General features: G+C 66.0%; 27 protein-coding genes and 1 tRNA gene. 19 read left to right on the plus strand and 9 right to left on the minus strand.

Translation table 11 applies throughout. The features are described 5' to 3' along the window. Window positions 1–6: 6 nt before the first annotated feature. Window positions 7–1,209: a mandelate racemase/muconate lactonizing enzyme family protein gene (locus GL284_RS01065; protein WP_155042797.1), complete on the minus strand. Its 1,203-nt coding sequence runs from the start codon at window positions 1,207–1,209 to the stop codon at window positions 7–9. A gap of 168 nt (window positions 1,210–1,377) precedes the next feature. Here GL284_RS01065 and GL284_RS01070 point away from each other — a divergent pair, with 168 nt between their 5' ends. Further along, the gene (locus GL284_RS01070) at window positions 1,378–2,280 is read left to right on the plus strand and encodes a LysR substrate-binding domain-containing protein (RefSeq protein ID WP_230382886.1); all 903 of its coding nucleotides are present in this window, start codon (window positions 1,378–1,380) and stop codon (window positions 2,278–2,280) included. A gap of 261 nt (window positions 2,281–2,541) precedes the next feature. On the opposite strand, the gene GL284_RS01075 is transcribed toward GL284_RS01070, so the two are convergent. Further along, window positions 2,542–2,618 (minus strand) — tRNA-Pro (locus GL284_RS01075). A gap of 97 nt (window positions 2,619–2,715) precedes the next feature. Then, window positions 2,716–3,837 carry a 3-isopropylmalate dehydrogenase gene (gene leuB, locus GL284_RS01080; protein WP_155042799.1) on the minus strand — a complete coding sequence of 374 codons (1,122 nt, stop codon included), beginning with the start codon at window positions 3,835–3,837 and terminating at the stop codon, window positions 2,716–2,718. Between the two features lie 144 nt (window positions 3,838–3,981). On the opposite strand from leuB, the gene GL284_RS01085 reads away from it, so the two are divergent. Continuing rightward, the gene (locus tag GL284_RS01085; RefSeq protein ID WP_155042800.1) at window positions 3,982–4,383 is read left to right on the plus strand and encodes a hypothetical protein; all 402 of its coding nucleotides are present in this window, start codon (window positions 3,982–3,984) and stop codon (window positions 4,381–4,383) included. Between the two features lie 41 nt (window positions 4,384–4,424). Continuing rightward, a complete protein-coding gene (locus GL284_RS01090) occupies window positions 4,425–5,246 on the plus strand; it encodes a uracil-DNA glycosylase (RefSeq protein ID WP_155042801.1) in 822 nt (273 codons plus the stop codon). A 12-nt stretch (window positions 5,247–5,258) separates the two neighbouring features. Here the strand turns inward: GL284_RS01090 and GL284_RS01095 are convergent, their stop codons facing one another. Next, entirely contained in the window at window positions 5,259–6,059 is an 801-nt protein-coding gene (locus GL284_RS01095; protein WP_155042802.1) for a protein-disulfide reductase DsbD domain-containing protein, read from the minus strand. Window positions 6,060–6,178: 119 nt separating this feature from the next. Here GL284_RS01095 and GL284_RS01100 point away from each other — a divergent pair, with 119 nt between their 5' ends. Further along, complete coding sequence (locus GL284_RS01100; protein ID WP_155042803.1) at window positions 6,179–6,751, plus strand: YqgE/AlgH family protein; 573 nt, start codon at window positions 6,179–6,181, stop codon at window positions 6,749–6,751. Between the two features lie 7 nt (window positions 6,752–6,758). Here the strand turns inward: GL284_RS01100 and GL284_RS01105 are convergent, their stop codons facing one another. Next, the gene (locus tag GL284_RS01105) at window positions 6,759–7,715 is read right to left on the minus strand and encodes an L-threonylcarbamoyladenylate synthase (RefSeq protein WP_155042804.1); all 957 of its coding nucleotides are present in this window, start codon (window positions 7,713–7,715) and stop codon (window positions 6,759–6,761) included. Between the two features lie 109 nt (window positions 7,716–7,824). Between GL284_RS01105 and GL284_RS01110 the strand changes: the two genes are divergently transcribed. From GL284_RS01110 to GL284_RS01125, 4 genes are read left to right on the plus strand one after another with little or no spacing between them, the layout of a single operon-like run. After that, window positions 7,825–9,516, plus strand: a complete 1,692-nt coding sequence (locus tag GL284_RS01110; protein ID WP_155042805.1) for an acyl-CoA dehydrogenase family protein — start codon at window positions 7,825–7,827, stop codon at window positions 9,514–9,516. Continuing rightward, window positions 9,513–10,535, plus strand: coding sequence for an MBL fold metallo-hydrolase (locus GL284_RS01115; protein ID WP_341870259.1), 1,023 nt, complete (start codon window positions 9,513–9,515; stop codon window positions 10,533–10,535). The genes GL284_RS01110 and GL284_RS01115 overlap by 4 nt, the downstream gene beginning before the upstream one ends. A gap of 60 nt (window positions 10,536–10,595) precedes the next feature. Next, the gene (locus tag GL284_RS01120) at window positions 10,596–10,748 is read left to right on the plus strand and encodes an aa3-type cytochrome c oxidase subunit IV (RefSeq protein WP_155042806.1); all 153 of its coding nucleotides are present in this window, start codon (window positions 10,596–10,598) and stop codon (window positions 10,746–10,748) included. A gap of 17 nt (window positions 10,749–10,765) precedes the next feature. Then, window positions 10,766–11,413, plus strand: coding sequence for a hypothetical protein (locus GL284_RS01125; RefSeq protein WP_155042807.1), 648 nt, complete (start codon window positions 10,766–10,768; stop codon window positions 11,411–11,413). Here GL284_RS01125 and GL284_RS01130 read toward each other — a convergent pair. Continuing rightward, window positions 11,398–11,727 (minus strand): AzlD domain-containing protein, encoded by a 330-nt coding sequence (locus tag GL284_RS01130; protein WP_155042808.1) that lies wholly within the window; start codon window positions 11,725–11,727, stop codon window positions 11,398–11,400. The two genes, GL284_RS01125 and GL284_RS01130, sit on opposite strands and share 16 nt — an antisense overlap. After that, window positions 11,724–12,539 carry an AzlC family ABC transporter permease gene (locus GL284_RS01135; RefSeq protein WP_155042809.1) on the minus strand — a complete coding sequence of 272 codons (816 nt, stop codon included), beginning with the start codon at window positions 12,537–12,539 and terminating at the stop codon, window positions 11,724–11,726. The genes GL284_RS01130 and GL284_RS01135 overlap by 4 nt, the downstream gene beginning before the upstream one ends. Window positions 12,540–12,619: 80 nt before the next feature. Between GL284_RS01135 and GL284_RS01140 the strand changes: the two genes are divergently transcribed. Next, complete coding sequence (locus GL284_RS01140; RefSeq protein WP_155042810.1) at window positions 12,620–13,207, plus strand: GNAT family N-acetyltransferase; 588 nt, start codon at window positions 12,620–12,622, stop codon at window positions 13,205–13,207. Window positions 13,208–13,213: 6 nt separating this feature from the next. On the opposite strand, the gene GL284_RS01145 is transcribed toward GL284_RS01140, so the two are convergent. Together GL284_RS01145 and greA are read right to left on the minus strand one after the other, a co-directional pair. Further along, complete coding sequence (locus tag GL284_RS01145) at window positions 13,214–14,221, minus strand: hypothetical protein (RefSeq protein WP_196216687.1); 1,008 nt, start codon at window positions 14,219–14,221, stop codon at window positions 13,214–13,216. A 9-nt stretch (window positions 14,222–14,230) separates the two neighbouring features. Then, entirely contained in the window at window positions 14,231–14,701 is a 471-nt protein-coding gene (gene greA, locus GL284_RS01150; RefSeq protein WP_196216686.1) for a transcription elongation factor GreA, read from the minus strand. Window positions 14,702–14,987: 286 nt separating this feature from the next. Between greA and GL284_RS01155 the strand changes: the two genes are divergently transcribed. The 10 genes from GL284_RS01155 (at window position 14,988) to gyrB (ending at window position 26,195) form a co-directional block, all read left to right on the plus strand. Beyond that, complete coding sequence (locus GL284_RS01155) at window positions 14,988–16,634, plus strand: electron transfer flavoprotein-ubiquinone oxidoreductase (protein ID WP_155042811.1); 1,647 nt, start codon at window positions 14,988–14,990, stop codon at window positions 16,632–16,634. A gap of 102 nt (window positions 16,635–16,736) precedes the next feature. Beyond that, entirely contained in the window at window positions 16,737–18,581 is a 1,845-nt protein-coding gene (locus tag GL284_RS01160; protein ID WP_341870258.1) for a tetratricopeptide repeat protein, read from the plus strand. Next, entirely contained in the window at window positions 18,582–19,403 is an 822-nt protein-coding gene (locus GL284_RS01165; protein WP_155042812.1) for a 4-(cytidine 5'-diphospho)-2-C-methyl-D-erythritol kinase, read from the plus strand. A 28-nt stretch (window positions 19,404–19,431) separates the two neighbouring features. Beyond that, on the plus strand, window positions 19,432–20,166 hold the full coding sequence (locus GL284_RS01170; protein WP_155042813.1) for a pyridoxine 5'-phosphate synthase: 735 nt from the start codon (window positions 19,432–19,434) through the stop codon (window positions 20,164–20,166). A gap of 43 nt (window positions 20,167–20,209) precedes the next feature. Continuing rightward, the gene (gene acpS, locus GL284_RS01175; RefSeq protein WP_155042975.1) at window positions 20,210–20,623 is read left to right on the plus strand and encodes a holo-ACP synthase; all 414 of its coding nucleotides are present in this window, start codon (window positions 20,210–20,212) and stop codon (window positions 20,621–20,623) included. Between the two features lie 78 nt (window positions 20,624–20,701). Continuing rightward, window positions 20,702–21,493: a signal peptidase I gene (gene lepB / locus GL284_RS01180; protein ID WP_155042814.1), complete on the plus strand. Its 792-nt coding sequence runs from the start codon at window positions 20,702–20,704 to the stop codon at window positions 21,491–21,493. A gap of 37 nt (window positions 21,494–21,530) precedes the next feature. Further along, a complete protein-coding gene (rnc, locus tag GL284_RS01185) occupies window positions 21,531–22,220 on the plus strand; it encodes a ribonuclease III (protein WP_155042815.1) in 690 nt (229 codons plus the stop codon). Beyond that, window positions 22,217–23,128, plus strand: a complete 912-nt coding sequence (era, locus tag GL284_RS01190) for a GTPase Era (protein ID WP_155042816.1) — start codon at window positions 22,217–22,219, stop codon at window positions 23,126–23,128. Before rnc ends, era begins: the two co-directional genes overlap by 4 nt. Before the next feature lie 24 nt (window positions 23,129–23,152). Then, complete coding sequence (locus tag GL284_RS01195; RefSeq protein ID WP_155042817.1) at window positions 23,153–23,488, plus strand: DUF1491 family protein; 336 nt, start codon at window positions 23,153–23,155, stop codon at window positions 23,486–23,488. A gap of 268 nt (window positions 23,489–23,756) precedes the next feature. Beyond that, the gene (gene gyrB, locus GL284_RS01200; RefSeq protein ID WP_155042818.1) at window positions 23,757–26,195 is read left to right on the plus strand and encodes a DNA topoisomerase (ATP-hydrolyzing) subunit B; all 2,439 of its coding nucleotides are present in this window, start codon (window positions 23,757–23,759) and stop codon (window positions 26,193–26,195) included.

Below are 26,195 nucleotides of genomic sequence, written 5' to 3' on the forward strand. Positions count from 1 at the left end.
CCCGCCTCAGTTCAACGGCAACCGGCGATAGGTGCCGGGCAGTTCGGGGTCGTGATATTTGTTCATCGGGCCATTCTCGACGAAATGCCTGTGGCACCATGCCAGCTTGTCCTGCGACAGGGTGACGCCAAGACCCGGCCCCTCGGGGACGCGCACGACATTGTTGCGCGGCACGAACGGCCCCTCTTCGATCACGTCGAAGGCCTGCATGCGGAACAGCGACTGGTTCGGCTCTCGGATCCAGCCAAGTGCGGCGCACAGATGCAGATAGACGGCGCTGCCGATGCCGGAATCGCCGCTGTAGCACCAGAAATCGATGCCCGCATGTTCGCAGGCGCCGACAAAGCGGATCAGCCGCCCGATGCCGCCGACCACCGTCGGATTGCCGCAGATCGCATCCGGAACCCGCAACGACATGGCGCGCGCGATATCGGCGTTATGCGTCGAAAACGGGATCGAGCAATGCCGCCGCAATTCCGCCATCTCCTCAAGGGTGGTGACGGGATCTTCCCAGTTGCGCACGCCCAGTTCCTCCAGCGGGCGGGCCAGTCTGCGCGCGGTGGCCAGCGAATAGGCCTGATTGGAATCGATGCGCAGCATGACATCATCGCCGAAATGCCCACGGATCAGCTCCAGCATCCGCAGCGAGACGCGCGGATCCTCGGTCGAGAATTTGCCCTCGAAATAGGTGGTGCCGAAGGTCTGGTTCAGGTGGATGCAGTAATCCAGCACCTCTTCGGGGGTGCGTTCGCCGCGCACGCTGCGCCCGTCCGGCAGCAATGGCCCCTGCGCCCGCAGCGAGAAGTAATCCGTGAACGGGATATCCTTGCGCACCGCGCCGCCAAGCACCTGATACAGCGGCATGTTCCACGCCTTGCCCCGGATGTCCCACAGCGCGGTCTCGATCGCGCCAAAGGCCGTGATGCGCAGCGGATCGTTGATGCTTTGCACCCCGCGCCAAAAGGGCACGCAGGCGAATTCCGCCCCCGCAATGTCGAACGGATCGCGCCCGATCAGCTTTGGCGCAAGTTGATCGGTGATGACGGCGGCGGCGAATGGCGTCGGCGCCTCGCCCCAGCCGACAAGGCCATCCTCTGTCTCGACCTCGACGATGGTTGTCGAAAAACCGGGCAATTCACCGAATACCCAGACATAGGGCGCTTCCAGAACAAGATTCACTGGCGTTGCACGGATGGCTTTGATTTTCATGATGAATGGCTCTCTCAGCTTTTCACACGATGCCCCGACGGCATCGATAACCTTGACCGACACAAGATAAGACATTGATTTACAAATGAAACGCGGTATTTTGTCATGAAATCCATGCTTTCTGATCATGTATCCGCGCGGCCGACCTTCAGTCGCAGGCTGCCCCCGATGCATGCGCTGGAGGTCTTCGTGACCGCCGCGCGCTGCGGCACCTTCAGCCGTGCCGCCGGCGAGATGTTCGTGACGCAAAGCGCGATCAGCCGGCAGATCCAGCACCTTGAGGACAATCTTGGCGTCCAGCTTTTCATTCGCCACAAGCGCGGTCTGCGCCTGACACCCGAGGCCGAGGCCCTGCTGCCCATCGTCGAAGCGGCGTTCACCCAGATTGCGCGCGCCTGCGGCAGTCTGCGCAATTCCGAACAGGTGCTGACGCTGCGGATGCCGCCGACGCTGGCGACGCGCTGGTTCCTGCCGGTGCTGCCGTCGCTGCAGGCGCGGTTGCCGGGGCTTGATGTCCGCCTGACCACCTATGACGCATGGGAGCCCAGCTTCGAATCCAGCGATATCGACGCGGCCATCGTGCAGGGGCGCGGCGACTGGCCCGATGTCGAGGCCGTGCCGCTGTTTCCGGAACTGCTGACCCCCGTCACCTCGCCCGATCTGGCCCGCGAACTTGAAACGCCCGAGATGCTGCGCGACAAACCCCTGCTGCATTGCTTTCCGCTCAGCGGATGGCCGATCTGGCTGGAGGCCGCAAAGCTGCAAGGCATCGCCTCACATCGCGGTCAGATCTTCGACACGCTGGAACTGGCGCTGTCCGCGGCGACGCGGGGTCAGGGCGTGGCGCTTGGCGATCTGAACCTGATTCAGGAAAGCCTGCGCGACGGCGTGCTGGTGCGGCCCTTTCCCATCGTCGTCAATCGCGGCATTTCCTATTACCTGATCTTTCCGAAATCGCGGGCGCTGGTGCCAAAGATCGTCGCGCTGAGGCAGTCGCTGGAAGAAGAGGCCGAGCGTCAGAAACAGGCCTATGCCGCGCTGGACCTGATCCGCGTGACGACCCCGGATTGACCGGCGCCAGATCGGCATCGCCGCGCGCGGAATTCACGCCACCGGCGCGGCTATTGCATTGACCTCGGGTCGCTGGGGCAGATGGTCAGGCGGGATCGGCGCCATGCTTTGGTTTTATCAGCGGCGCTGAATGTGTGGATGGCAGGCCGAATGACGCTCGGGCCACCAACACCATCCCGTTCGGCTTTGTGACAAAGTTTTCGGGCTGGGCCAGCTGCGCAGATCCGGGCAAACACCCAAAGAAACGCCATATCGGGAAAATGGTCGGAGCGAGAGGATTCGAACCTCCGACCCCCTGCTCCCGAAGCAGGTGCGCTACCAGGCTGCGCTACGCTCCGACCGTGGAGGGGCAGGTAGCCCGGCGCAAAGCGGATTGCAAGGGGATTCTCGTTGGGAAAACGCCGCGCCAGCCCGCAGGCCGGCGCGGCGAAGCCATCACAGGACGGCCAGCGCCTGAACGATCTTGTCGCCCATCTGGCTGGTCGAAACCGGCGTGCCGCCTTCCGGGCCCATCAGATCGGCGGTGCGCACGCCATCAGCCAGCACCTTTTCGACCGCGCGCTCCAGCAGGTCGGCCTCGGCCAGCAGATCGAAGGAATAGCGCAGCGCCATGGCAAAGCTCAGGATGCAGGCGATCGGGTTGGCCTTGCCCTGCCCCGCGATATCGGGGGCCGATCCATGCACCGGCTCATACAGCGCCTTGGGGCGGCCATTGGCCATCGGCGCGCCCAGACTGGCCGAGGGCAGCATGCCCAGCGATCCGGTCAGCATCGCCGCCGCATCCGACAGCACGTCGCCGAACAGGTTGTCGGTCACGATCACGTCGAACTGGTTCGGGCGGCGGACCAGCTGCATGGCGCCGTTATCGGCATACATGTGCGACAGCTCGACATCGGGATATTCGTTGTCGTGGACCCATTGCACTTCCTCGCGCCACAGAATGCCCGATTCCATGACATTGGCCTTTTCCATCGAACAGACGCGGTTGCCCCGCTTGCGCGCCAGTTCAAAGGCCGACCGCGCCACACGGCGGATTTCGCCCGAGGTATAGCGCTGCGTGTTGATGCCGACGCGACCGCCTTCGTTTTCGGGGTTGTTGTCATCGGAATGAATGCCGCGCGGCTCGCCGAAATAGATGCCCGAGGTCAGCTCGCGCACGATCAGGATATCCAGACCGGCCACGACCTCGCGCTTGAGCGAGGAAAAATCGGCCAGCGCATCGAAGCATTGCGCCGGGCGCAGGTTGGCATACAGATCCATTTCCTTGCGCAGGCGCAGCAGGCCGCGTTCCGGCTTTACGCTGAAATCCAGATTGTCATAGGCCGGGCCGCCGACCGCGCCCAGCAGAACCGCATCGACGGCCTGCGCCTTGGCCATGGTGTCATCGGCCAAGGGCTTGCCGTGCTTGTCATAGGCCGCGCCGCCGACCAGATCCTCGGACACGTCGAAGGCGATGCCACGGGCCGACTGGAACCAGTCGATGACCTTGCGGACCTCGACCATGACTTCGGGGCCGATGCCGTCGCCGGGCAGGATCAGCAGGGAACGGGTGGTCATCGCGGGCATCTCCTCGTGCATCTTTCGCGTCGTCAGATCGCCTAGCCGTGCCTTGGCCTTGCGTCAAGTTCACGGCGATTTGGGTTGCACCCGGACAGGGCTTCGGGCGGGATGGGGACGCGAATGGACGAAGGGGGCAAGGCCATGAAAGCAATGGCGGTTGCGGCGGGCGCATTGATCCTGACCACCGGAATGGCGCTTTCGGATGGCGGCATGACGGTCCAGCTTCCCGACGTGTCGCAGATCGACACGGCCGAGGCCACGCGGCTGATCGCCGAACTGGCAAATGTGAACGTCATCACCTCGAACTGCCCGGGATACGAGATTTCGGGCGGCGAATGGACGCTGATCACCGGGACGGGCGATCTGCTGGCGGGCAAGCTGGGCATGGATGCGTCGCAATATGACCGCAAGTATTATGGCCCGGCCTTCAAGCTGCTGGATGACCCGACCGCCTGCGACCGGATCGGGCCAACGGCAAAGCCGCTGATCCAGCGCCTGATCGGCATGGGCGGCGGGACCACGCCGCTGACCCAGTCGCAATAGCTTGCTTGCCGCGGGACGGCCGGGGCAATAGCTTGCCGCCCATGACGGCTGAACCGACCTACAGGGGATTCGCGCTTGATGCGCAGACCGCGCTGGCGCTGCTGCAATGGCAGGCCGAGCTTGGCGCGGATGAGCCCTGTCTGGACGACCCCATCGACCGCTATGACCTGCCCGACCGGGCCGAGGCCCCCGCAGCCACAGCGTCCGCTGCCCCCACGCAGCCCACGCCCAGAGCCGCAGACCCGGCGGTGGATCACGCGGCGCTGGCCGAAACGCTGGCCGCGGGCGCGTCCACGCTGGCCGAACTGGCTGCCGCGCAAGAGGCGTTCGAGCCGATCGAGATCCGTCGCGGCGCCCGCAATTTCTGCTTTGCCGATGGCCGCGCCGGGGCCCGTGTCATGGTGATCGGCGAAGCCCCCGGCGAGGAAGAGGACCAGCAGGGCCGCCCCTTCGTCGGGCGCGCCGGGCAGTTGCTGGACCGGATGTTTGCCGCCATCGGCCTTGCCCGCGACGCGGTGGATGCCGAACGCGGGCTTTACATCACCAATGTCCTGCCATGGCGCCCGCCGGGCAACCGTCGCCCCGAGCCGGGCGAGATCGCGGTCATGCTGCCGTTCCTGCGCCGCCATGTCGAACTGGCGCAGCCGGAATTGCTGGTCCTGATGGGCAACACCCCCTGCATCGCCGCGCTGAACCAGCAAGGCATCCTGCGGCTGCGCGGGCAGTGGACGCAGGCCTTTGACCTGCCGACGCTGCCGATGACGCATCCCGCCTATCTGCTGCGCACGCCCTTGGCCAAGCGCGAGGCATGGGCGGATCTGTTGTCCATTGCTGCGCGGCTGGACACCAGAGCCGCACCCTGATCCTGCGCGTCCTCAGCCCTGCGGATCGCAGCCGTCATATTCAGTGGCGCTGTCGGGACGGATCAGCGTCAGCACCAGTTTCTGCGGGTCCAGCTGAAAGGGCTTGCCGGTTTCGCTGATGAAATCCGCCGTCGCCTGCAGCACGCCGTCCTGCTGCGCCAGTTCGGGCTGCGACACCCAGATCCCCGGCAGCTCCATCGCGACTTCCGGCGCGCTGGCTTCGGGAAACAGCGCCGTGACGCGCATCCCGTCCGAGATCTCCTCGATCCGGCACAGGGGCTTGTCCAACGCGCGCTGAGGCACATCGGCCAGCGCGGTCTGGATCAGCGGGTCGGGGCTTTCCTGCGGTGCGGGCGCGATCAGCGTGACCTGCGCGGGCACGCAGATATCGTCGCACAGCCCGAAATCCACCACGGCATGCAGATCGACGGGCTGGCCGGGATCGGCAGGCGCAATCTCCAGCGGCAGGATCATCTGGTCATGATAGCCCAAGGTCCGCTCGCCGCCCGACTCGATGGCTTCGGGGCGCGGCCAGTGCAGCACGACCTGCCCGACATTGCCCGATCCCTGCCAGTCGAAACGCGGCGGGATGCCTGCATCGCCCGGACTGCGCCAATAGGTCTTCCAGCCCGGTTCCAGATCCAGCCGCAGGGCCGTCATGCGATGGCCGTCCGGCGTGATCCAGCCCGGCAGCAACGCGGCCCCGGCCAGACCCGGCGGCAGGCTGTCCACGACGGGCGGCAGGGATTGCGCGGTCTGCGCATGGGCAAGCGCCGGCGCGGCAAGGATCATCACAAGGGCAAGGCTTTTCATGGCCGTATTCTTAGGCGGCGGCGGGGGTTGTCGGGAAGTCACAAAAACGGCAGGAGTTTTCCGGCTCTCTTGCGCAATGCCGTGTCAGGTCCGATGTTTGTGGAAACATGGAGCGCTACTTGGACCCTTCGAGCAACCTGACCGGCAAGATGCTGATCGCCATGCCCGGCATGCGCGATCCGCGTTTTGAACATTCCGTCATCCTGATCTGCGCCCATTCCGAGGAAGGCGCGATGGGGCTGGTGGTCAACCGGCCCCTGCCCGAGATCGGATTTTCGGAGCTTCTGGACCAGCTTGGCATCGAAAGCAGCCCTGCGGCCATCGACATCCCCGTGCGCTTCGGCGGCCCGGTCGAGCCGGGGCGCGGCTTCGTGCTGCACCGTCCCGATGCCGACACCGCCGATGACGACAGCCGCATGATGATCGGCGGCGATCTGGCCATGTCCACGACCCGCGACATTCTGGAAGACTATGCCAATGGCCGCGGCCCGCAGCCCGCCGTGCTGGCGCTTGGCTATGCCGGATGGGGTCCGGGTCAGCTGGACGATGAAATTCTGGACAATGGCTGGCTGACCACCGACGCCTTTGACGACATCATCTTTGGCCGCGACGATTCCGGCAAATGGAGCGCGGCGCTGCGCGGCATGGGCGTCGATCCGGTGGCCCTGTCACCCAACGCCGGCCACGCCTGAGGTCGGATCAGCCCGGACGCGGCGCGGCGGCGCGGCGCAGCCGGTCGTTGATCGCCGCCCCCAGACCAGCATCCGGAATGGGTGCCACGGCAATCGGGCGGCCCATGGCATCGGCGTGATGCAGCATCTCGAACAGGCGCGCGGCGGCCTCGGTGGTGTCGCCGCTGGCGCTGAGCGAGATCTCGCCCGCGATGGGACCAAAGCCGATCAGCAATTCGCCCGGCGCCGCGTCACTGGCGTTCAGCCGCAGGCTGGCGCGCGGGGCGTAATGGCTGGTCAACTGCCCTGGCGCATTCGGCGCATCGGGGTTGATCGCCGGCTGCGTCAGCGGCTGGCCCAGCGCGGCCTCGATCTGTTCGGCGGGAATGCCGCCCGGTCTCAGCAGCGCGGACTGGCCACCCTGCCAGCCGATGATGGTCGATTCCAGCCCGACCTGACAGGCCCCGGCATCCAGAACCGCCGGAATGCGCCCGCCCAGCCCGGTATCCGGATCGGCCACATGCGCCGCCGTGGTCGGGCTGATCCGCCCCGAGGGATTCGCCGAGGGCGCGGCCAGCGGCCCGCCGAAGCAGCGCAGCAAGGCCCGCGCCGCAGGATGCGCGGGCAGACGGATCGCCACGGTCGACAGCCCCGCCGTCACCAGCCCGGCGATGCCCGCATCCTTGCGCAGCGGCAGAACCATGGTCAGCGCGCCGGGCCAGAAAGCCTGCGCGAGCGCCAGCGCGGGCGCGTCAAAGACCGCAATGCGCTGCGCCGCCTGCAGGTCGGGCAGATGCACGATCAGCGGATTGAAGCTGGGCCGCCCCTTTGCGGCATAGATCGCGGCCACCGCGGCCGGATTGCGCGCATCGCCCGCCAGCCCATAGACCGTCTCGGTCGGAATCGCCACGACCTGCCCTGCGGCCAGCAAGGCGCTGGCTTCGCTAAGCCCTTCGGCATCGGGTTGGATCAGGCGGGTCTGCATCTGTTACGTTGGGTAGCGGTTGCTGAGAAAGGCGCGGCACATATGATAGCACTCGGGGAACAATTATGCGCCACAGCGCAATTTGCCAAGGCGCCGGAGGGAACGGGACATGGCCTATCAAGCACCGGTCGAGCAGATCGCATATATCCTTGACCGCGTGGTGGACTTCGCCCGCATCGGCGACACCGACCGGTTTGCCGAGGCCACGCCCGAAACCGTGACCGCCATCCTGACCGAGGCGGGCAAGCTTGCGACCGATGTGATCGCCCCGGTCAACCGGGCGGGCGACCTGCATCCGGCGCGGCTGGAAAACGGTGTGCTGCGCTCATCTCCGGGGTTTGCGCAGGCGTTCCGGGCCTTGGCCGAAGGCGGCTGGATCGGTCTGGCCGCCGATCCCGAACATGGCGGCATGGGGCTGCCGCAGGCGCTGAACATGGCGGTGAATGAAATGACCGCCTCGGCCTGCCTTGCGCTGCAACTGAACCCGCTGCTGACGCAGGGCCAGATCGAGGCGCTGGAGCATCACGGCAGCGATGCGCTGAAGGCGCTGTATCTGCCCAAGCTGAATTCCGGCGAATGGTCCGGCACGATGAACCTGACCGAACCCGGCGCGGGATCGGATGTGGGCGCGCTGACGACCAAGGCCGAACGCGCGCCCGACGGCACTTATCGCATCACCGGACAAAAGATCTTCATCACCTGGGGCGACAGCGATGTGACCTCGAACGTCTGCCATCTGGTGCTGGCGCGGCTGCCCGATGGCGGCGCGGGGACCAAGGGCATCAGCCTGTTCATGGTGCCGAAGCTGATCCCAGACGATGCGGGCGATCCCGGCCAGCCCAACGATCTGCGCGTGGTCAGCCTTGAACACAAGCTGGGCATCCATGGCAGCCCGACCTGCGTCATGTCCTTCGAGGGCGCGACCGGCTGGATCGTCGGCGAGGAGCACAAGGGCATGGCGGCAATGTTCACCATGATGAACTGCGCCCGGCTTGGCGTGGGCATCCAGGGCGTGGCGCAAGCCGAAGCCGCACTGCAACAGGCGGCGGCCTATGCGTCCGAACGGGTGCAGATGGGGCCGATCATCCGCCACCCAGATGTGCGCCGGATGCTGGCGACATCGCGTGCGGAAATCTTTGCCGCGCGGTCGATCTGTCTGGCCTGCGCCGTCGCCATCGACATGTCGCGCGCCTCGGGCGAAGCCGACTGGGCGGCACGGGCGGCCTTCCTGACCCCGATCGCCAAGGCGCATGGCACGGATGTCGGCACCCGCGTCGCCGATACCGCCGTGCAGGTCCATGGCGGCATGGGCTATATCGAGGAGACCGGCGCGGCGCAGTATCTGCGCGATGTGCGCATCACCTCGATCTATGAGGGCACGAACGGCATTCAGGCCATGGACCTCGTGGGCCGCAAATTCGCCGATGGCGGCGCGGCGGCGATGACGCTGCTGGACGAAATCCTTGACGGGGCCAAGTCGGCGCAGGGCGAACAGCCGGATCTGGCGCATGATGTCTGGCAGGCCGCCGAAACGCTGCGCGAGGCCACGCAGGATCTGCTGGACCGCGACCTGACCGACCGTTTTGCGGGGGCCGTGCCCTATCTGGCGGCCTTTGCCCGTGTTCTGGGCGCGCATTACCACCTGCGGGCGGCGACGCGCGGCGGCTCGGTCGCGCTGGCGCGGGTCTATGTCAGCCGCGTCCTGCCGCAATATGCCGGAGATCTGGCGGCGGCACGGGCCGGGCTCGCGGATCTTGAGGCGCTTGACGATGCGGTGTTCCTGGGCCAGATGGCCGGGTGATCCGAAACATCCCCCATCAAGCGCCCGCCGAAGGCGAGGCCGTCGAAATCGCCCCGGGCGTTCTGTGGATGCAGATGCCCCTGCCCTTCAAGCCGACCGTGGTGAACGTCTATGCCTTCCGCGACGAGGATGGCTGGACGGTGGTCGATACCGGCATCGACACGCGGCGCGGACGGGCCATCTGGCAGGTGCTGCTGGACGGGCCGATGGCGGGCGCGCCGGTCACCCGGCTGATCGCCACGCATCACCACATCGACCATATGGGTCTTGCGGGCTGGTTCGTGGCACAGGGCGCCCAGCTTTGGACATCGCGCACCGCGTGGCTGATGGCGCGCATGTCGATGCTGGACGTGCAGGACCGCCCGACGCCGCAGGCCGTGGCCTTCTGGCGCGATGCGGGCATGCCGCCCGACCTGATCGCCGAGCGGTCGCGGGAACGCCCCTTCAACATGTCCGATGCCAGCACGCCGCTGCCCCCCGGCTATCTGCGCCTGCACGAAGGCCAGACGGTCAGCTTCGGCAATCGCCGCTGGGCCGTCCGCATGGGCGAAGGCCATGCGCCGGAACATGTCACGCTGTGGTCCCTTGACGATCATCTGGTGATCGGCGGCGATCAGCTTCTGGCCTCGATCTCGCCCAATCTGGGGGTCTATCCGAATGAGCCGGGGGCCGATACCGTCGGCGCGTGGCTGGACAGCTGCCGCGCCTTTCTAAGCCATGCCCATGCCGATCAGCTTGTCCTGCCCGGCCACAAGCTGCCGTTCAACGGTCTGCCCACGCGGCTGCGGCAGTTGATCGACAACCAGATGGCGGCCAATGACCGGCTGGCGGCGGGTCTTGCCGCCCGGCCCCGCACGGTCGTCGACTGTTTCGAGCTGCTGTATCGGCGCATCATCGGCAAGCCCGAACTGGGTCTGGCGCTGGCCGAGGCGATGGGCCATGTGAACCATCTGCAGGCCACCGGCCGGGCGTGGCCCACGGGCCGCAATGGCGATGGCGCCATCCTTTGGGGGGCGTGACAGGTCGTCCGCGCTGCGCTATCCCTTTTTGCGACGACAGCGCAGGAGAAGGGGGGAGCCATGGCCTCGCATCACGAAGTCACCGAACACAAGCACGGCGAAATGGACATCACCGATCACCAGAAAACCTTTGCGGGTTTCGTGAAGGTCTCGACCTATACGGCGATTGCGGCGATCGTGGTGCTGATCTTCATGGCGCTGACAAACGCCTGACCACCCCGGAGTAAAACATGCAAAGACGTGCCTTCCTCGCGCTGGCTTTGCCGGCTGCGCTTGCAGCCTGCGGTGCCGACAATGTCTGGAGCAGCGACGAGGCGGTGCGCAATGCCCGCTATGTCTCGAACGAACCGCCCTCGATCACGCTGCTGACGGTGATCGGCATTCCGCGCGGACAGGGCGGCCATTCGGCGCTGATGATCAATGGCAGCCAGCGCGTCATCTATGACCCGGCAGGCAGCTGGACCCACCCCTCGATCCCTGAACGCCATGACGTGCTTTACGGGATCACGCCGAATTTCAAGAACTTCTACATCGACTATCACGCCCGCGAAACCTATTGGGTCGCCGAGGATACCGTGCAGGTTTCGCTGGCGGTGGCCGATGCCGCCATCCGCTCGGTCGAGCAGCAGGGCTCATCCAGCAAAAGCTTCTGTGCGGTGAATACCGGCAAGGCGCTGCAACGCGTGCCGGGCTTCGAGGGCGCGCCGACCGGCTTTTCGCCGATCAACCTGCGCCGCTGGTTCCTGACCCTGCCGGGCGTGGTGTCGAAAAAGAACATGGATGGCGATCCGGCCAACAACCACAACGTCCTGCTGCGGCAAAAGGATGGCGTCATCACCGGCTATGGGGCCGACGGCCAGCTTCACGCCCAAAGATAAAGCGTGCCGAACAGCGTCACCATGCCCGCAATCACCGCATAAAGCAGGTTGCGGGTCAGATAGCCCACGACCAGCGTGACACCCGCCGCCGTCAGGCGCGCGGGATCGGGCTGGCCGCCGGTCGCCGCAGGCCAGACCACCAGCGGCGCGACCAGTGCGGGCAGCACCGCCACGGCGGTATAGCGCAGCGCACGCTGGGCCCAGCTTGGCAATTGCCGCGTGCCGATGGCCCCCAGAAACGACCAGCGCAGCAGGAACGTCCCCACGCCCAGCGTCACGATCACCAGCCAGATCGTCAGATCCGATGCCATCATGCGCGCCCCGCCCCGCGTTTCTCGGTCCAGATTTCCACCCAGACGCCCGCCGCCATGGCGATGGGCGCGGCCAGCAGCACCCCCATCCCCGAGGGCAGCCCGCTGAAGGCCAGCGAACACAGGATCGACACCAGCGCCGCCGCGATATGGGCGGGCGTGCGCAGCATCGGCGCGACCATGGCCAGAAAGGTGATGGGCAGCGCGAAATCCAGCGCCCAGCTTTCCGGGATCGCCCGGCCCAGCGTGAATCCCAGCGCACAGGCGATGGCCCATGGGATGCAGCAACTGATCGCCGCACCGAAGAAATAGGCCAGCCGCTGATCCAGACGCAGGTTCGGGTTGGTCTCATAGAAGCGGATCGACTGGGCATAGGTCTGGTCGATCAGCACATAGGCCAGCAGCCCCTTGGCCCTTGGCGACGCCGCGCCCAGCCATGGCACCAGCGAGGCCGAATACATCGCCATGCGCAGGTTCACCGCCAGGGCCGAGGCGATGACGATGATGGCGGGCGTATGTTCGCTGAGCAGTTGCACGGCGGTGAATTGCGACGCCCCCGCCAGAACCAGAATGGCGAAGCCCAGCACCTGCGGCAGGTTCAGCCCGGCCTCGGATGCCACGACGCCGAACAGCATCCCAAAGGGCATCAGCACCAGCAGGAACGGCAGCGACTGGATCATGCCATGGCGCAGGCATGCCGCCGGGCTGCGCGCCAGAACGCGGGCCTGTGCGCTGGCCCGTGCGCTGGCCAGAACGCTGGACTGCACGGGCGTCGGCTGATGCCCGCCGGATGCCGGGCCTGGATCATTGGGCATGATGGAAACGCTGCCGTCATATGCTTATGGTTTCGCGGCAGAGTGGCGAAAGCCGCAGTCCAGCGCAAGGTCGCCCAAGGATGCAGCCCCAGATCCAGATCCGCCACGGCATTCCGCCCGCGCTTTGCGGGGCCGCGGCGCGGCTGTATTGGCGGCATTTCGCGGCGGCGCTTCAGCCTCTGCCGACCGCGCCCCGGCAGGGCGCCGCGCTGGTGCGCAGCGCCATGCAGCCCGACCGGGCCATCATCGCGCTGACGCCGCAGGGCGGGCTGATCGCTCTGGCCGGATTGCGCAATGCAGATGGCGGTTTTCTGTCAGGCTCGGTTTCGGGGTTCATCGCGACATTCGGCCCGGCGCGCGGCAGGCTGCGGCATCTGGCGACCGGGCTGCACCGGGGCGGGACCCAGACCGGCGATCTGATCCTTGACGGGGTGGCGGTGCGGCGCGGCTGGCAAAGGCGCGGCATCGCCCGCGCCCTTGTTCTGGCCGCCGAGGCCGAGGCACGGCGGCAGGGTTATCCCGCCCTGCTGGCCGAGGTCGAGGCGGCGAATGATGCCGCCCTTGCCGCATGGCAGCGTCTGGGCTTTTGCCCCATCGGCCGCCAGCGGCAGGGCTGGCCATGGAACCGACCCGCGCATGTGCTGCGCCGTCCGGTTCCCGCGTCCTGATCCAATTCAGGACACCGGCGTCTGGTCTGCGTCCTGATCCTGCGGCGCTTCATCGGGCTGCGTGCGACCACCCAGCATGCCGGTGACCTGCGCCAGCAGAATGAAGGCGCGCCCCGAGCGGGTTTCGGCCAGCACGGCCAGAACATGGGCATCCTCGGTTTCGGCGCGGCGGGCCAGCAGCCGGTCGAAATGGCGCAGGAAGTGATGCGCCACGTCGCGGAACACCTCATCCTGACGCACCATCTGGGCGGCGGTCTGCATGGCGGCTGCGTCCTCGATCACGGCAAGCCCGGCCACGGCGTCGCCGCGCGTGCCATCGGCAAAGGCCGCCCACAGCGCGGGGTCGGTTTCCGGGACCAGCAGATCGTCCATATAGACGCCCTGACCGGCCAGCAGCGTGACCACATCCTGCGCCGCGCGGATCAGGCGGGCCAGATCGGGATCGGCCAGCGCCAGACGCAGGCAGCGAATCGCCTCGCGGTCTTCGGGACCATCGGGAAAATTCAGCGCCAGAAACAGCTCGGTCGCGGTCAGATCCGGCGCGGCGGGCGGCTCGAACTCCAGCCGGGCCTGCCGGGTATCCAGGGGCGCGGCGGATGGCGCACGCTGCGGCGGGGCGGGGATCGCGGCACGGCGCTCGGCGCTCGGGCGCAGCGGCTGGGCTGCGGGAAGCGGGCGCGAGACGGGGGAGGCCATGGAAGCCGCCGCCGGTCGTTCGGGCTGCCCGCCCTGCCGCATGTCGGCCAAGGCCGCGCGCAGATCGTCCGCCTCGGCCCGCAGCGCGACCAACGCATGGGCGGACCAGACCGCAAACCAGATCAGCGCCAGCGGCAGGACCACGCCAACCAGCCAGATCAGCCACGAGGACAGGTCGCGCGCCTGATCCTCGGGGCCAAGCCATGCAAAGATCAGCACCAGAAACAGCCAAGCGGCGCTGGCAAGGACACCGATCCGCGTCAGCCGGTCTGTCCCTTGCTCAAGGACCATACGGCGCAGGCTTTCCAAGGCACTCATCACATGGCCTCAGACGAAGCGGATCGACATGATTTCATAGGATTTCCCGCCGCCGGGGGTGACGACTTCGACGCTGTCGCCTTCGTCCTTGCCGATCAGCGCGCGCGCCAGGGGCGAGCGGATGTTCAGCAGACCGCGTTCCAGATCGGCCTCGGATTCGCCGACGATCTGATAGGTGCGCTCTTCCTCGGTCGCCTCGTCCAGCAGGGTGACGGTCGCACCGAACTTGATGCTGCCCGACAGTTTCGCCGGGTCGATGACTTCGGCGCGCGAAATCAGCCCCTCAAGTTCCTTGATGCGGCCTTCGACGAAGCTCTGCTTTTCGCGGGCGGCGTGGTATTCTGCGTTCTCGGACAGATCGCCATGCTCGCGCGCTTCGGCGATGGCACGGATCACGGCAGGACGCTCGACCGTGCGCAGGTCGCGCAGCTCGGCGTCAAGCTGGTTAAAGCCCGCACGGGTCATCGGTATCTTTTCCATTCGGGTCCTTCCGGCCGCATCCTGGGCGGCATCAATCTGCGCGAAACAAAGGTGTTGGAACGCCCCCGGCTTTTCATGGCCGGAGGCGTCCCATAAACTTCACGGCATGGTGGCGCGATTGGTGCAGCGTTTCAAGTCCCGCAGTCGTCGCGCACCGCCATCCTGCGCCTTGCCGCGTAAATCCGGCGTTTTACGACACGTCGCCGTCGCGTTGTGATTGCTGTGGCCTGTCTTCCAAGCTAGTGCTGCCAGCAACGAATACAAAGCTAGGGAGCAGCGCCAAGCCATGTCCGAGATCGAACGCGAGTCGATGGAATATGACGTTGTGATCGTGGGTGGCGGGCCGTCCGGCCTGTCCGCGGCGATCCGGTTGAAGCAGATCAATCCCGAACTCAGCGTGGTGCTGCTGGAAAAGGGCTCCGAGATCGGCGCGCATATCCTGTCCGGCGCGGTGCTGGACACGGCGGGTCTGGACAAGCTGATCCCCGACTGGAAAGAAAAAGGCGCTCCGGTGGAAACCGAGGTGACCGAGGATAACTTCTTCATCCTTGGCGAAGGCGGCCACATGCGCGTGCCGAACTGGCCCATGCCGCCCCTGATGTCGAACCATGGCAAATACATCGTCAGCATGGGCAATGTCTGCCGCTGGCTGGCCGAGCAGGCCGAGGCGCTGGAGGTCGAGATCTTTCCGGGCATGGCCTGTTCGCAACTGGTCTTTGACGGCGACCGCGTGGTCGGCGTCGTCGCGGGCGAAATGGGACTGAACAGCGACGGCACCCCCGGCCCCGGCTATGAGCCGGGCATGGAGCTGCGCGGCAAATACGTCCTGATCAGCGAAGGCGTGCGCGGCAGCCTGGCCAAGGAACTGATCGCGAAATACGACCTGTCCGCAGGGCATGAGCCGCAGAAATTCGGCCTTGGCATGAAAGAGATCTGGGAAATCGACCCCGCCAAGGCGAAACCCGGCACCGTGACGCATACGATGGGCTGGCCCTTGGGCAAGAATGCCGGCGGCGGCAGCTTCATCTATCATCTGGGCGGCAATCAGGTGCTGGTCGGCTTTGTCGTCCACCTGAATTACAAGAACCCCTATCTGTATCCCTATATGGAATTCCAGCGCTTCAAGCATCACCCGGTGGTGGCCGAGCTGCTGGAGGGCGGCAAGCGCGTGGCCTATGGCGCGCGGGCGATCAGCGAGGGCGGCTTCCAGTCGATCCCCAAGATGGTCGTGCCGGGTGCGGCGCTGCTGGGATGCAGCGCAGGGCTGGTCAACGTGCCCCGCATCAAGGGCAACCACAACGCCATGCTGTCGGGCATCGCTGCGGCGGACGCGGCGGCGGCGGCGATTGCCGCGGGCCGCGAGGGCGATGAGCTCTCCGACTATGAAACCGAAGTGCGCACCGGCGCCATCGGCAAGGATCTGCGCCCGGTGCGCAACGTCAAGCCGCTGTGGTCGCGCCTTGGGCTGTGGCCGTCGCTGGCTTTGGGCGGCTTCGACATGTGGGTGGCGAACCTGACCGGCTGGAACCCGCTGGGGACGTGGAAACACGGCAAGACCGATGCGCAGGCCACCGGCAAGGCGGCCGATTACACGCCCATCGACTATCCCAAGCCCGATGGCAAACTGTCCTTTGACCGACTGACCAATGTCAGCTTCAGCTTCACCAATCACGAGGAATCGCAGCCCTGCCACCTGCGGCTGAAAGACCCCTCGATCCCGATTGCGGTGAACCTGCCCGAATATGCCGAACCCGCCCAACGCTACTGCCCGGCAGGCGTCTATGAGGTGCTGGAGGGCGAGAATGGCCCGAAATTCCAGATCAACTTCCAGAACTGCGTGCATTGCAAAACCTGCGACATCAAGGATCCCAGCCAGAACATCAACTGGACCACGCCGCAGGGCGGAGATGGGCCGAACTACCCGAATATGTGATCCAAAGCCGCAGCGCCGGGGACCGCCCGGCGTTGCCCATCGCCGACAAGGCGGCTAGGGTCGGCGCGCGATATTGACGACGCGAAGGACTGGGGCCAAGCCGTGACGAAGAAACTCATCTCGCTGGCGCTGATGGCGCTGACCGCCGCGCCGCTGACCACGGGTGCCGCCTTGGCGCTGCCGCAGCTTGCGCAGGAAACGCCGCCCCGGCATCGCCCCGCCGACCGCGAAACCCCCGCCGCGCCCGCCGCCCCGGCCCCCGAGCTGCGCGGGCTGTCCGGCCCCTATCTGGCCGCGCGTCAGGCCGCGATCGAAAACGACTACGCCACCGCCGCCAATTACTTCCTGCAGGCCATGGCGCAGGACGACACCGACGCGTTCCTGCAAGACAGCGCGCTGGTCGCGCTGATCTCGGCCGGAGAGATGGAGCGGGCGGGCGCTCTGGCCGTCACCATGTCCGATCAGGGCCGCGCCACCGAACTGGCCCGGCTGATGCAGCGCTCGGAGCTGGCCAAGGCGGAACGCTGGCAGGATCTGGTCAATGCCGTCGACACCGCGCCGCCGCCGCCCGCGGGCGATGCGGCCTTGCCGGGCGGTGCCGATCTGCTGGACAAGATGGTGCGTGCATGGGCGCTTTTGGGCGCAGGCAATGCGCGCCAGTCGCTTTCCGCCTTCGAGGAACTGGGCAAGGTGCGCGGCGCCCGTCCGATGGTGAATTACCATCTGGCGCTGGCCAAGGCCAAGGTCGGCGATTACGAAGGGGCCGAGCAATTGCTGGCCGATCCCAATACCGGCGCGCATATCCTTGGCGTCATCGCCCGCGCGCAGATCCTGTCGCAGCTTGAACGCAATCAGGATGCCGTCGCCATGCTGGAAGGCACGCCCGGCTTTGCCGAGGAACCCCAGCTTGTCAGCCTGCGCGACCGCCTTGCCAGGGGCGAGACCCTGCCCTTCGACAGCATCCGCACCCCCGCCGACGGCATTGCGCAGGTCTATCTGACCTTTGCCAGCGTTCTGGCCAGCAATGACGACCCCGATCCTCTGGCGCTGATCCATGCGCGGCTGGCCACCTATCTGGCCCCCGACATGGGCGAGGCGCGGCTGGTCACGGCCCAGTTGCTGCAAGGCTTCGGCCAGTTCGATCTGGCCGAGCAGGAATTCGAGGCGCTGCGCGAGCTGGGCGAGATGCGCCCGATGGCGGAACTGGCGCGCATCGACGCCCTGACCCGCGCCGAACGGCTGCCCGATGCGGAAAAGGCCGCGCTGTCGCTGACCTCGGCCTATCCCGACCTGCCGCAGGGCTGGATCGCGCTTGGCGATCTGCTGCGCCAGCAGGACAAGTTCGCGCAGGCGGTCCCGGCCTATGACAAGGCGCTGGCGCTGATCGGTGCGGATGCGGGCGAAGCGCGATGGTTCCCGCTTTACGCGCGCGGCATCGCGCTGGAACGCGCCGGGCAATTCCCCAAGGCCGAGGCCGATTTCCGCGAGGCCCTGAAGCTGCGCCCCGACAGCGCGCAGGTGCTGAACTATCTGGGCTACAGCCTTGTCGACCGCAACGAAAAGCTGGACGAGGCGCTGCAGTTGATCCAGCGCGCCGTCGATCTGCGCCCCGATGACGGCTATATCCTTGATTCGCTGGCATGGGCCTATTACCGGCTGGGCCGCTATGACGAAGCCGTGGCGCCCATGGAACGCGCGGTCTCGGCCATGGCCAGCGACCCCTTGGTCAACGACCATATGGGCGACATCTACTGGATGACCGGTCGCCACCGCGAAGCCGAGATTCAATGGCACCGCGCCCTGTCGCTGAAGCCCGAGACCGAGGCTGAAACCCATCGCATCCGCGTCAAGCTTGACCGTGGCCTTGGTGCCGTGCTGGCCGAGGAAAAGGCCAATGGCGGCACGCTGCCCATGCCGCGCCCCGCCGCCGACGCGCCGCGCGACTGAATGGGCCTGCCCCGGCGCGAGCCTGCGCCCGCCAAGCTGAACCTTGCCCTGCATGTCACGGGCCGCCGCGACGATGGCTATCACCTGCTGGATTCGCTGGTGGTGTTTCTGACCGTGGGCGATGTGGTGACGGTTGCGCCCGGCCCGCTGTCGCTGACGCTGACCGGGCCCTTCGCCGCGGGGCTGGCGGCGGATCCCGACAATCTGTGCCTGCGCGCCGCGCGTCTGGCGGGCCGCGATGTCGCGATCACGCTGGAAAAGAACCTGCCCGTGGCTTCGGGCATCGGCGGCGGCTCGGCGGATGCGGCGGCGGTGCTGCGGGCGCTTGGCGCACAGCCCCGGCGGCCGCAGGATCTGGGGGCCGATGTCCCGGTCTGCCTTGCCAGCCGCCCGATGCGGATGCAGGGGCTGGGCGAGCTGCTGACCCCGCTGCCCCCGCTGCCGCCCTTGCATCTGGTGCTGGTCAACCCGCGTCTGGCCCTGTCCACGCCCGCCGTCTTCAAGGCGATGACGCGACGCGACAATGCGCCGATGCCGGACCTCTTGCCCGATTTCCCGGATGCGCCCGCACTGATCGGCTTTCTTGCCGAATGCCGCAACGATCTGCAGCCCCCGGCCATCGCGCTGCTGCCGCAGATCGCGGATTGCCTTGCCGCGCTGGAGGCTGCGGGGGCCGCGCTCCCGCGCATGTCGGGATCGGGCGCGACCTGCTTCGGGCTGTTTGCGGATGCCCCCGCCGCGCAGGCGGCCGCAGATGCCATCGCTGCGGAAAACCCCGGCTGGTGGGTCACGGCATCTGGACTTGCGCCCGCTTCCGTCTAAACCTGCGGCGGCAAACCTTGGGGGAACCATGCTTCGTCTTGGCGTGAATATCGACCATGTCGCCACCATCCGCAACGCGCGCGGCACGCCCTGGCCCGATCCGGTGCGCGCGGCGAAACTGGCCGAGGACGCCGGTGCTGACGGCATCACCGCCCATCTGCGCGAAGACCGCCGCCATATCTCGGATACCGATATCGACAAGCTGATGGCCGCGCTGCGCCTGCCGCTCAATCTGGAAATGGCGGCCACGGCGGAAATGCAGACCATCGCGCTGCGCCACCGCCCGCATGCCGTCTGCATCGTCCCGGAAAAGCGCGAGGAACGCACCACCGAAGGCGGCCTCGACGTGGCCGGAAACGAGGCCGCGCTGGCCCGCTATATCGCCCCTTTGCGCGACGCAGGCAGCCGGGTGTCGCTGTTCATCGGCCATGAACCAGCGCAGATCCGCGCCGCCGCCCGCATCGGCGCCGCCGTGGTGGAACTGCATACCGGCGCCTATTGCGATTTCGACACCGAAGGCCGTCCCGCCGAACGGGATGCCGAACTGGCCGCCCTGCGCGACGGCGCGGCGCTGGCCGCGAGCCTTGGGCTCGAGGTCCACGCGGGCCACGGCCTGACCTTCGACACGGTCGGCCCCATCGCCGCCATCCCCGAATTCATGGAATTGAACATCGGCCATTTCCTCATCGCCGAATCCGTCTTCATCGGACTGGACAAGGCCATCCAGGAAATGCGCCGCCGGATGGATGCGGCGCGGACATGACTTCTCTGTTCCCCAAATACTCATGCGACGGGACGACCGGGCGATGATCCTGGGCATCGGCACCGACCTGTGCAATATCGACCGCATCGCGAAGGTGCTGGACCGGCACGGCGACCGCTTCCGCAAACGCGTCTATACCGACACCGAACTGGCCCTTGCCGCCCGCCGCATGCGCGAGGCGGAAACCCTGGCCAAACGCTGGGCCGCAAAGGAAGCCTGCTCGAAAGCCTTGGGAACCGGGCTTGCCATGGGCATCGCATGGAAGGACATGGCGGTGCGCAACCTCGCCACCGGCCAGCCGACGATGCAACTGACCGGCTGGGCCGCCGACCGTCTGGCCAAAATGATGCCCCCCGGTCACCGCGCCCATGTCCATGTCACCATGACCGACGATCACCCTTGGGCACAGGCCTTCGTGGTGATCGAGGCGCTTCCCGACGACGTGATCCCCGGCTGATTCCCGGCAGTTCGGCTTGACTTTCCCGCCCGGCGCGCCCCATGAACGCGGGACTTTCGCAGGATGGGAACGGCATAGATGGCCAAAAGCGAAGCCCGCAAGGATGGCGGCATCTGGGAAACGGTTAAGACGATCTTCTGGGCGCTGCTGATCGCAGGCGTCTTCCGCACGCTGTTCTTCCAGCCGTTCTGGATCCCCTCGGGGTCGATGAAGGACACGCTGCTGATCGGCGACTTCCTGTTCGTGAACAAGATGGCTTACGGCTATTCGGCGGTCAGCTGCCCCTTCTCGGCCTGCCCGATCAGTGGCCGCATTCTGGCCTCGGAACCCAAGCGCGGCGATGTGGTGGTCTTCCGCCACCCGACGCGCGGCGACGATTTCATCAAGCGGCTGATCGGCCTGCCGGGCGATCGCGTGCAGATGCGCAACGGCATCCTCTATATCAACGGCGAGGCCGCGCCGCAGGTGCCCAACGGCACCTTTGCCGAAGTGCAGGAGCCGCAGGGTCCGGGCGAAAGCATGCCCTGCCCGCCGCAGATCCGCCCGCCGGAAAACGGCCAATGCCTGGCGGAACGCTTTACCGAAACGCTGCCCGGCGGCGTCAGCCATGACGTGCTGAACCTTGCCGCGAACGGTCCGGGCGACAACACGCCGGAATTCACCGTCCCGGAAGGCAATTACTTCTTCATGGGCGACAACCGCGACAATTCCGGCGACTCGCGCTGGCCCGCGACGGCGGGCGGCGTGGGCATGGTCCCGGCGGAATACCTGATCGGCCGCGCCGACCGGATCATGTTCTCCTCGGCTGGCAAATCGCTTCTGTATTTCTGGACATGGCGCGCCGACCGCTTCTTCAAGGCGGTGGATTAAGGAAGCATTGCCGCGCCCGCCGTGGCATGATGACACGATGAAACTATCCGCCGAACTGCACGCCTTCTCGGACCGGCTGGGCCATGAATTCGCCCGGCCGGAACTGCTTGTGCGCGCGCTGACGCATGGCTCGATCTCGACGGCGACCCGACCCGACAATCAGCGGCTGGAATTTCTGGGTGACCGCGTGCTGGGCCTGACCATGGCCGAGGCGCTGTTCACCAGCGACCGCAGCGCCACCGAAGGCCAGATGGCCCCGCGCTACAACGCGCTGGTCAAGGGCGAAACCTGCGCGGCCGTCGCGCGCGAAATCGGGCTGGGCGAGGTGCTGAAACTGGGCCGGTCCGAAATGATGTCGGGCGGCCGCCGCAAAGAGGCGCTTCTGGCCGACGCCATGGAGGCGGTGCTGGCGGCCATCTATCTGGATGCCGGACTGGATGCGGCGCGTCGCGTGATCCTGACGCTGTGGGCCAACCGTCTGGCCACCGTCGATCAGGACAGCCGCGACGCCAAGACCGCGCTTCAGGAATGGGCGCAGGCGCATGGCATGGGTCCGCCCCGCTATGTGCAGACCGCGCGGTCCGGCCCGGACCACGCGCCGGAATTTGAAATCACCGTGCGGCTGGATGACGGCCGCGAAGCCAATGCCACCGGCAAAGGCACCAAACGCAGCATCGAGCAGGCGGCAGCCACCGCGCTGCTGACGCAGATCGAAGGAACCACATGACCGAAACGCGCGCGGGCTTTGTCGCCCTGATCGGCGAACCCAATGCCGGGAAATCCACTCTGCTGAACCAGATGGTCGGGGCGAAAGTCTCGATCGTGACGCATAAGGTGCAGACGACCCGCGCCCGCATCCGCGGCATCGCCATGCACGAGGACTCGCAAGTGGTGTTCGTCGACACGCCCGGCATCTTCCGCCCGCGCCGCCGTCTGGACCGCAGCATGGTCAAGGCTGCCTGGGGCGGCGCTGCCGATGCCGATCTGATCCTGCTGCTGATCGAGGCGCATCGCGGCCTGACCGATGGCGCGCAATCCATCATCGACAGCCTGCGCGACCATGCCGGCAAGACCCCGGTGGCGCTGGTCATCAACAAGATCGACCGCGTCAAGGCCGAGCAATTGCTGGAACTGTCGCAACAGGTGAATGAGACATTCCCCTTTGCCAGGACCTTCATGATCTCGGCCGAAAAGGGCTATGGCTGCGGCGATCTGATGGACTGGCTGGCCGCCGAAGTGCCCGCAGGCCCGTGGCTTTATCCGGAAGATCAGGTCGCCGACCTGCCCATGCGCATGATTGCCGCCGAAATCACCCGTGAAAAGCTGACGCTGCGCCTGCACGAAGAAATTCCCTATCAGCTGACGGTGGAAACCGAAGCCTGGGAGGAAAAAAAGGATGGCAGTGCCCGCGTCGATCAGATCGTCTATGTCGCCCGCCCCGGCCACAAGGGCATCGTGCTGGGCAAGGGCGGCGAAACCATCAAGGCGGTCGGTCAGGCCGCCCGCGCCGAGATGGTCGAATTCATGGGCCGCAACGTGCATCTGTTCCTGCAGGTCAAGGTGCGCGAGAACTGGCTTGAGGAATCCGAACGCTACAGCGAGATGGGTCTGGATTTCCGCGACGGCGATGCCTGAGGCGGCAAATGACTGAGGCCAACCATGGCTGAAGCGCGCCTCGCGGCGGGCATCTGGGTCGCGGCCTATCTGCGCCGCCTGAACCTGTCCGACATTCCCGCCTATGTCACCCGGCATGGCGACGACACCGCAGGCGCGGTGATGGTCAAATGTGCCACGCTGGACGGCCGCGCCAGCCTGTGGTCGCGGGAATGGGATTTCCAGACCGACCAGCGCCCGTGGATCCAGCTCAGCCAAGGCGCCGAGCGCGACATGGACGCCGAGATCGCCCGCCATATCAGCCGCGACCCCGACCTCTGGGTGATCGAGATCGAAAGCCGCGACAGCATCACCCTGCTGGATCAGCAGGGACTGGCATGAAACCCGCTCACGGCCTTGCGTTTCTTCGTTCCCCAAATACTCATGCCAACCGCGCAATCCGGCGTGCGGCACGACATTTGCGCGCTTTCGCAAAACCGGCTGCGGCGGTTCGGACGGCACTGTCGGCATGAGTATTTGAAGAACGAAGAAGCCCAAGGGTGACGCGGGGCGGCAAGGGGCTTTCGGACCACCAAATCTTGTGGCTTTCCCGTGACATTCCGTGCGGCTCACACTATAAGATGTAAGCCCAAGGCAGGATAAAACATCAATGACCGAACCCGCCCCCCAGCCCGTCGAATATGGCGCCGATTCCATCAAGGTTCTCAAGGGCCTGGAAGCCGTGCGCAAGCGTCCCGGCATGTATATCGGCGACACGGACGACGGCTCGGGCCTGCATCACATGGTATATGAGGTGGTGGATAACGGCATCGACGAGGCCCTGGCCGGTCATGCCGATTTCGTGCGCGTCAAGATCCATGCCGACAGCAGCGTGTCCGTCCGCGACAATGGCCGCGGCATCCCCGTCGACATGCACCCGACCGAGGGCGTATCGGCGGCCGAAGTCATCATGACGCAGCTGCATGCCGGCGGCAAATTCGACCAGAACAGCTACAAGGTCTCGGGCGGGCTGCATGGCGTGGGCGTGTCGGTAGTGAATGCGCTGTCGGACTGGCTGGAGCTGCGGATCTGGCGCAATGGCAAGGAACATTACGCCCGCTTTGAACATGGCGACACGGTCGAGCATCTGCGCGTCGTGGCCGATGCCGAGCCGGGCGAAAAGGGCACCGAGGTGCGGTTTCTTGCCTCGTCCAAGGCGGATGGCGGCGATGGCACGTTCTCTAATTTGGATTATGTGTTCAAGACGCTGGAAAACCGCCTGCGCGAACTGGCCTTCCTGAATTCAGGCGTCCGCATCATCCTTGAGGATGAGCGCCCCGCCGAAGCCCTGCGCACCGAACTGTTCTATGACGGCGGCGTGCGGGAATTCGTGAAATATATCGACCGCTCGAAAACCCCGGTTATGGCCGAGCCGATCTTCATGACAGGCGAGAAGAACGGCATCGGCGTCGAGGTCGCGATGTGGTGGAATGACAGCTACCACGAAACGGTGCTGCCCTTTACCAACAACATCCCGCAGCGCGATGGCGGCACGCATATGGCGGGTTTCCGTGGCGCGCTGACCCGCGTCATCAACAGCTATGCCCAGACCAGCGGCATCGGCAAAAGGGAAAAGGTGGACTTCACCGGCGACGATGCGCGCGAAGGCCTGACCTGCGTGCTGTCTGTGAAAGTGCCCGATCCCAAATTCAGCAGCCAGACCAAGGACAAGCTGGTGTCCAGCGAGGTTCGCCCGGCGGTCGAAAGCCTTGTGAATGAAAAGCTGTCCGAGTGGTTCGAGGAAAACCCCGCCGAGGCCAAGCAGATCGTCGGCAAGATCATCGAGGCCGCATTGGCGCGCGAAGCCGCCCGCAAGGCGCGGGAACTGACCCGGCGCAAGACCGCGATGGATGTGGCATCCCTGCCCGGCAAATTGGCCGACTGTCAGGAGAAAGACCCCTCGCTGTCGGAACTGTTTATCGTCGAGGGGGACTCGGCAGGTGGGTCCGCAAAGCAGGGACGCTCGCGCCAGAATCAGGCGGTGCTGCCTTTGCGCGGCAAGATCCTGAACGTCGAGCGCGCGCGGTTCGACCGGATGCTGTCCAGCGATCAGGTCGGCACGCTGATCACCGCGCTTGGCACCGGCATCGGGCGCGATGAATTCAATCTGAACAAGCTGCGCTACCACAAGATCGTCATCATGACCGATGCCGATGTGGACGGCGCGCATATCCGCACGCTGCTCTTGACCTTCTTCTTCCGGCAGATGCCCGATCTGATCGAGGCGGGGCACCTGTATATCGCCCAGCCGCCGCTTTACAAAGTCAGCCGGGGCCGGTCCGAGGTCTATCTGAAAGACGAGGCCGCGCTGGAAGATTACCTGATCGAACAGGGCATCGACGGGGCCAGCCTGCGTCTGGGGAATGGCGAAAACATCTCGGGCGCGGATCTGGCACGCGTGGTCGATGAGGCGCGCACCGTGCGCCGCCTGCTGCGGTCCTATCCGACGCATTATCCCGCGCATATCACCGAACAGGCCGCGATAGCCGGGGCTTTGGTTCAGGGCCGCGTCGATGCCGATGCGCAGGGCGTGGCCGATGCCATCGCCGCCCGTCTGGACATGATCGCCGAGGAATATGAGCGCGGCTGGACCGGCCGTCCGACGCAGGATGCCGGGATCCGGCTGAGCCGCTTCCTGCGCGGGGTCGAAGAGAACCGCACGCTGGACGGTCCCATGCTGCGCAGCGGGGAAAGCCGCCGCCTTGGGTCGATGACCGCCAATCTGCAAGAGATCTATGGCCAGTCCGCCCAGCTTGTGCGCAAGGATCGCGCCCTGCCGATCCACGGCCCGCTGAGCCTGCTGGCGGCAATCTTCCTTGAGGGCGAAAAGGGCCTGTCGCTGCAGCGCTATAAGGGTCTGGGCGAGATGAACCCCGACCAGCTTTGGGAAACCACGCTGGACCCGGTGGCCCGCACCATGCTGCAAGTGCGCATCGAAGACCTCAGCGAGGCGGATGACATCTTCACCAAACTGATGGGCGATGTGGTCGAACCGCGCCGCGATTTCATTCAGCAGAACGCGCTAAGTGTCGAAAATCTGGACATTTGA

The sequence above is a fragment of the Paracoccus shanxieyensis genome (assembly GCF_009711265.1).
GTDB lineage: Bacteria > Pseudomonadota > Alphaproteobacteria > Rhodobacterales > Rhodobacteraceae > Paracoccus > Paracoccus shanxieyensis.

Coding starts and splice junctions, on each gene's coding strand:
- GL284_RS01065 (WP_155042797.1), bottom strand. CDS start 1,209: ATGAAAATCAAAGCCATCCGTGCAACGCCAGTGAATCTTGTTCTGGAA.
- GL284_RS01070 (WP_230382886.1), top strand. CDS start 1,378: ATGCATGCGCTGGAGGTCTTCGTGACCGCCGCGCGCTGCGGCACCTTC.
- leuB (WP_155042799.1), bottom strand. CDS start 3,837: ATGACCACCCGTTCCCTGCTGATCCTGCCCGGCGACGGCATCGGCCCC.
- GL284_RS01085 (WP_155042800.1), top strand. CDS start 3,982: ATGAAAGCAATGGCGGTTGCGGCGGGCGCATTGATCCTGACCACCGGA.
- GL284_RS01090 (WP_155042801.1), top strand. CDS start 4,425: ATGACGGCTGAACCGACCTACAGGGGATTCGCGCTTGATGCGCAGACC.
- GL284_RS01095 (WP_155042802.1), bottom strand. CDS start 6,059: ATGAAAAGCCTTGCCCTTGTGATGATCCTTGCCGCGCCGGCGCTTGCC.
- GL284_RS01105 (WP_155042804.1), bottom strand. CDS start 7,715: ATGCAGACCCGCCTGATCCAACCCGATGCCGAAGGGCTTAGCGAAGCC.
- GL284_RS01110 (WP_155042805.1), top strand. CDS start 7,825: ATGGCCTATCAAGCACCGGTCGAGCAGATCGCATATATCCTTGACCGC.
- GL284_RS01120 (WP_155042806.1), top strand. CDS start 10,596: ATGGCCTCGCATCACGAAGTCACCGAACACAAGCACGGCGAAATGGAC.
- GL284_RS01125 (WP_155042807.1), top strand. CDS start 10,766: ATGCAAAGACGTGCCTTCCTCGCGCTGGCTTTGCCGGCTGCGCTTGCA.
- GL284_RS01130 (WP_155042808.1), bottom strand. CDS start 11,727: ATGATGGCATCGGATCTGACGATCTGGCTGGTGATCGTGACGCTGGGC.
- GL284_RS01135 (WP_155042809.1), bottom strand. CDS start 12,539: ATGCCCAATGATCCAGGCCCGGCATCCGGCGGGCATCAGCCGACGCCC.
- GL284_RS01140 (WP_155042810.1), top strand. CDS start 12,620: ATGCAGCCCCAGATCCAGATCCGCCACGGCATTCCGCCCGCGCTTTGC.
- GL284_RS01145 (WP_196216687.1), bottom strand. CDS start 14,221: ATGAGTGCCTTGGAAAGCCTGCGCCGTATGGTCCTTGAGCAAGGGACA.
- greA (WP_196216686.1), bottom strand. CDS start 14,701: ATGGAAAAGATACCGATGACCCGTGCGGGCTTTAACCAGCTTGACGCC.
- GL284_RS01155 (WP_155042811.1), top strand. CDS start 14,988: ATGTCCGAGATCGAACGCGAGTCGATGGAATATGACGTTGTGATCGTG.
- GL284_RS01165 (WP_155042812.1), top strand. CDS start 18,582: ATGGGCCTGCCCCGGCGCGAGCCTGCGCCCGCCAAGCTGAACCTTGCC.
- GL284_RS01170 (WP_155042813.1), top strand. CDS start 19,432: ATGCTTCGTCTTGGCGTGAATATCGACCATGTCGCCACCATCCGCAAC.
- acpS (WP_155042975.1), top strand. CDS start 20,210: ATGATCCTGGGCATCGGCACCGACCTGTGCAATATCGACCGCATCGCG.
- lepB (WP_155042814.1), top strand. CDS start 20,702: ATGGCCAAAAGCGAAGCCCGCAAGGATGGCGGCATCTGGGAAACGGTT.
- rnc (WP_155042815.1), top strand. CDS start 21,531: ATGAAACTATCCGCCGAACTGCACGCCTTCTCGGACCGGCTGGGCCAT.
- era (WP_155042816.1), top strand. CDS start 22,217: ATGACCGAAACGCGCGCGGGCTTTGTCGCCCTGATCGGCGAACCCAAT.
- GL284_RS01195 (WP_155042817.1), top strand. CDS start 23,153: ATGGCTGAAGCGCGCCTCGCGGCGGGCATCTGGGTCGCGGCCTATCTG.
- gyrB (WP_155042818.1), top strand. CDS start 23,757: ATGACCGAACCCGCCCCCCAGCCCGTCGAATATGGCGCCGATTCCATC.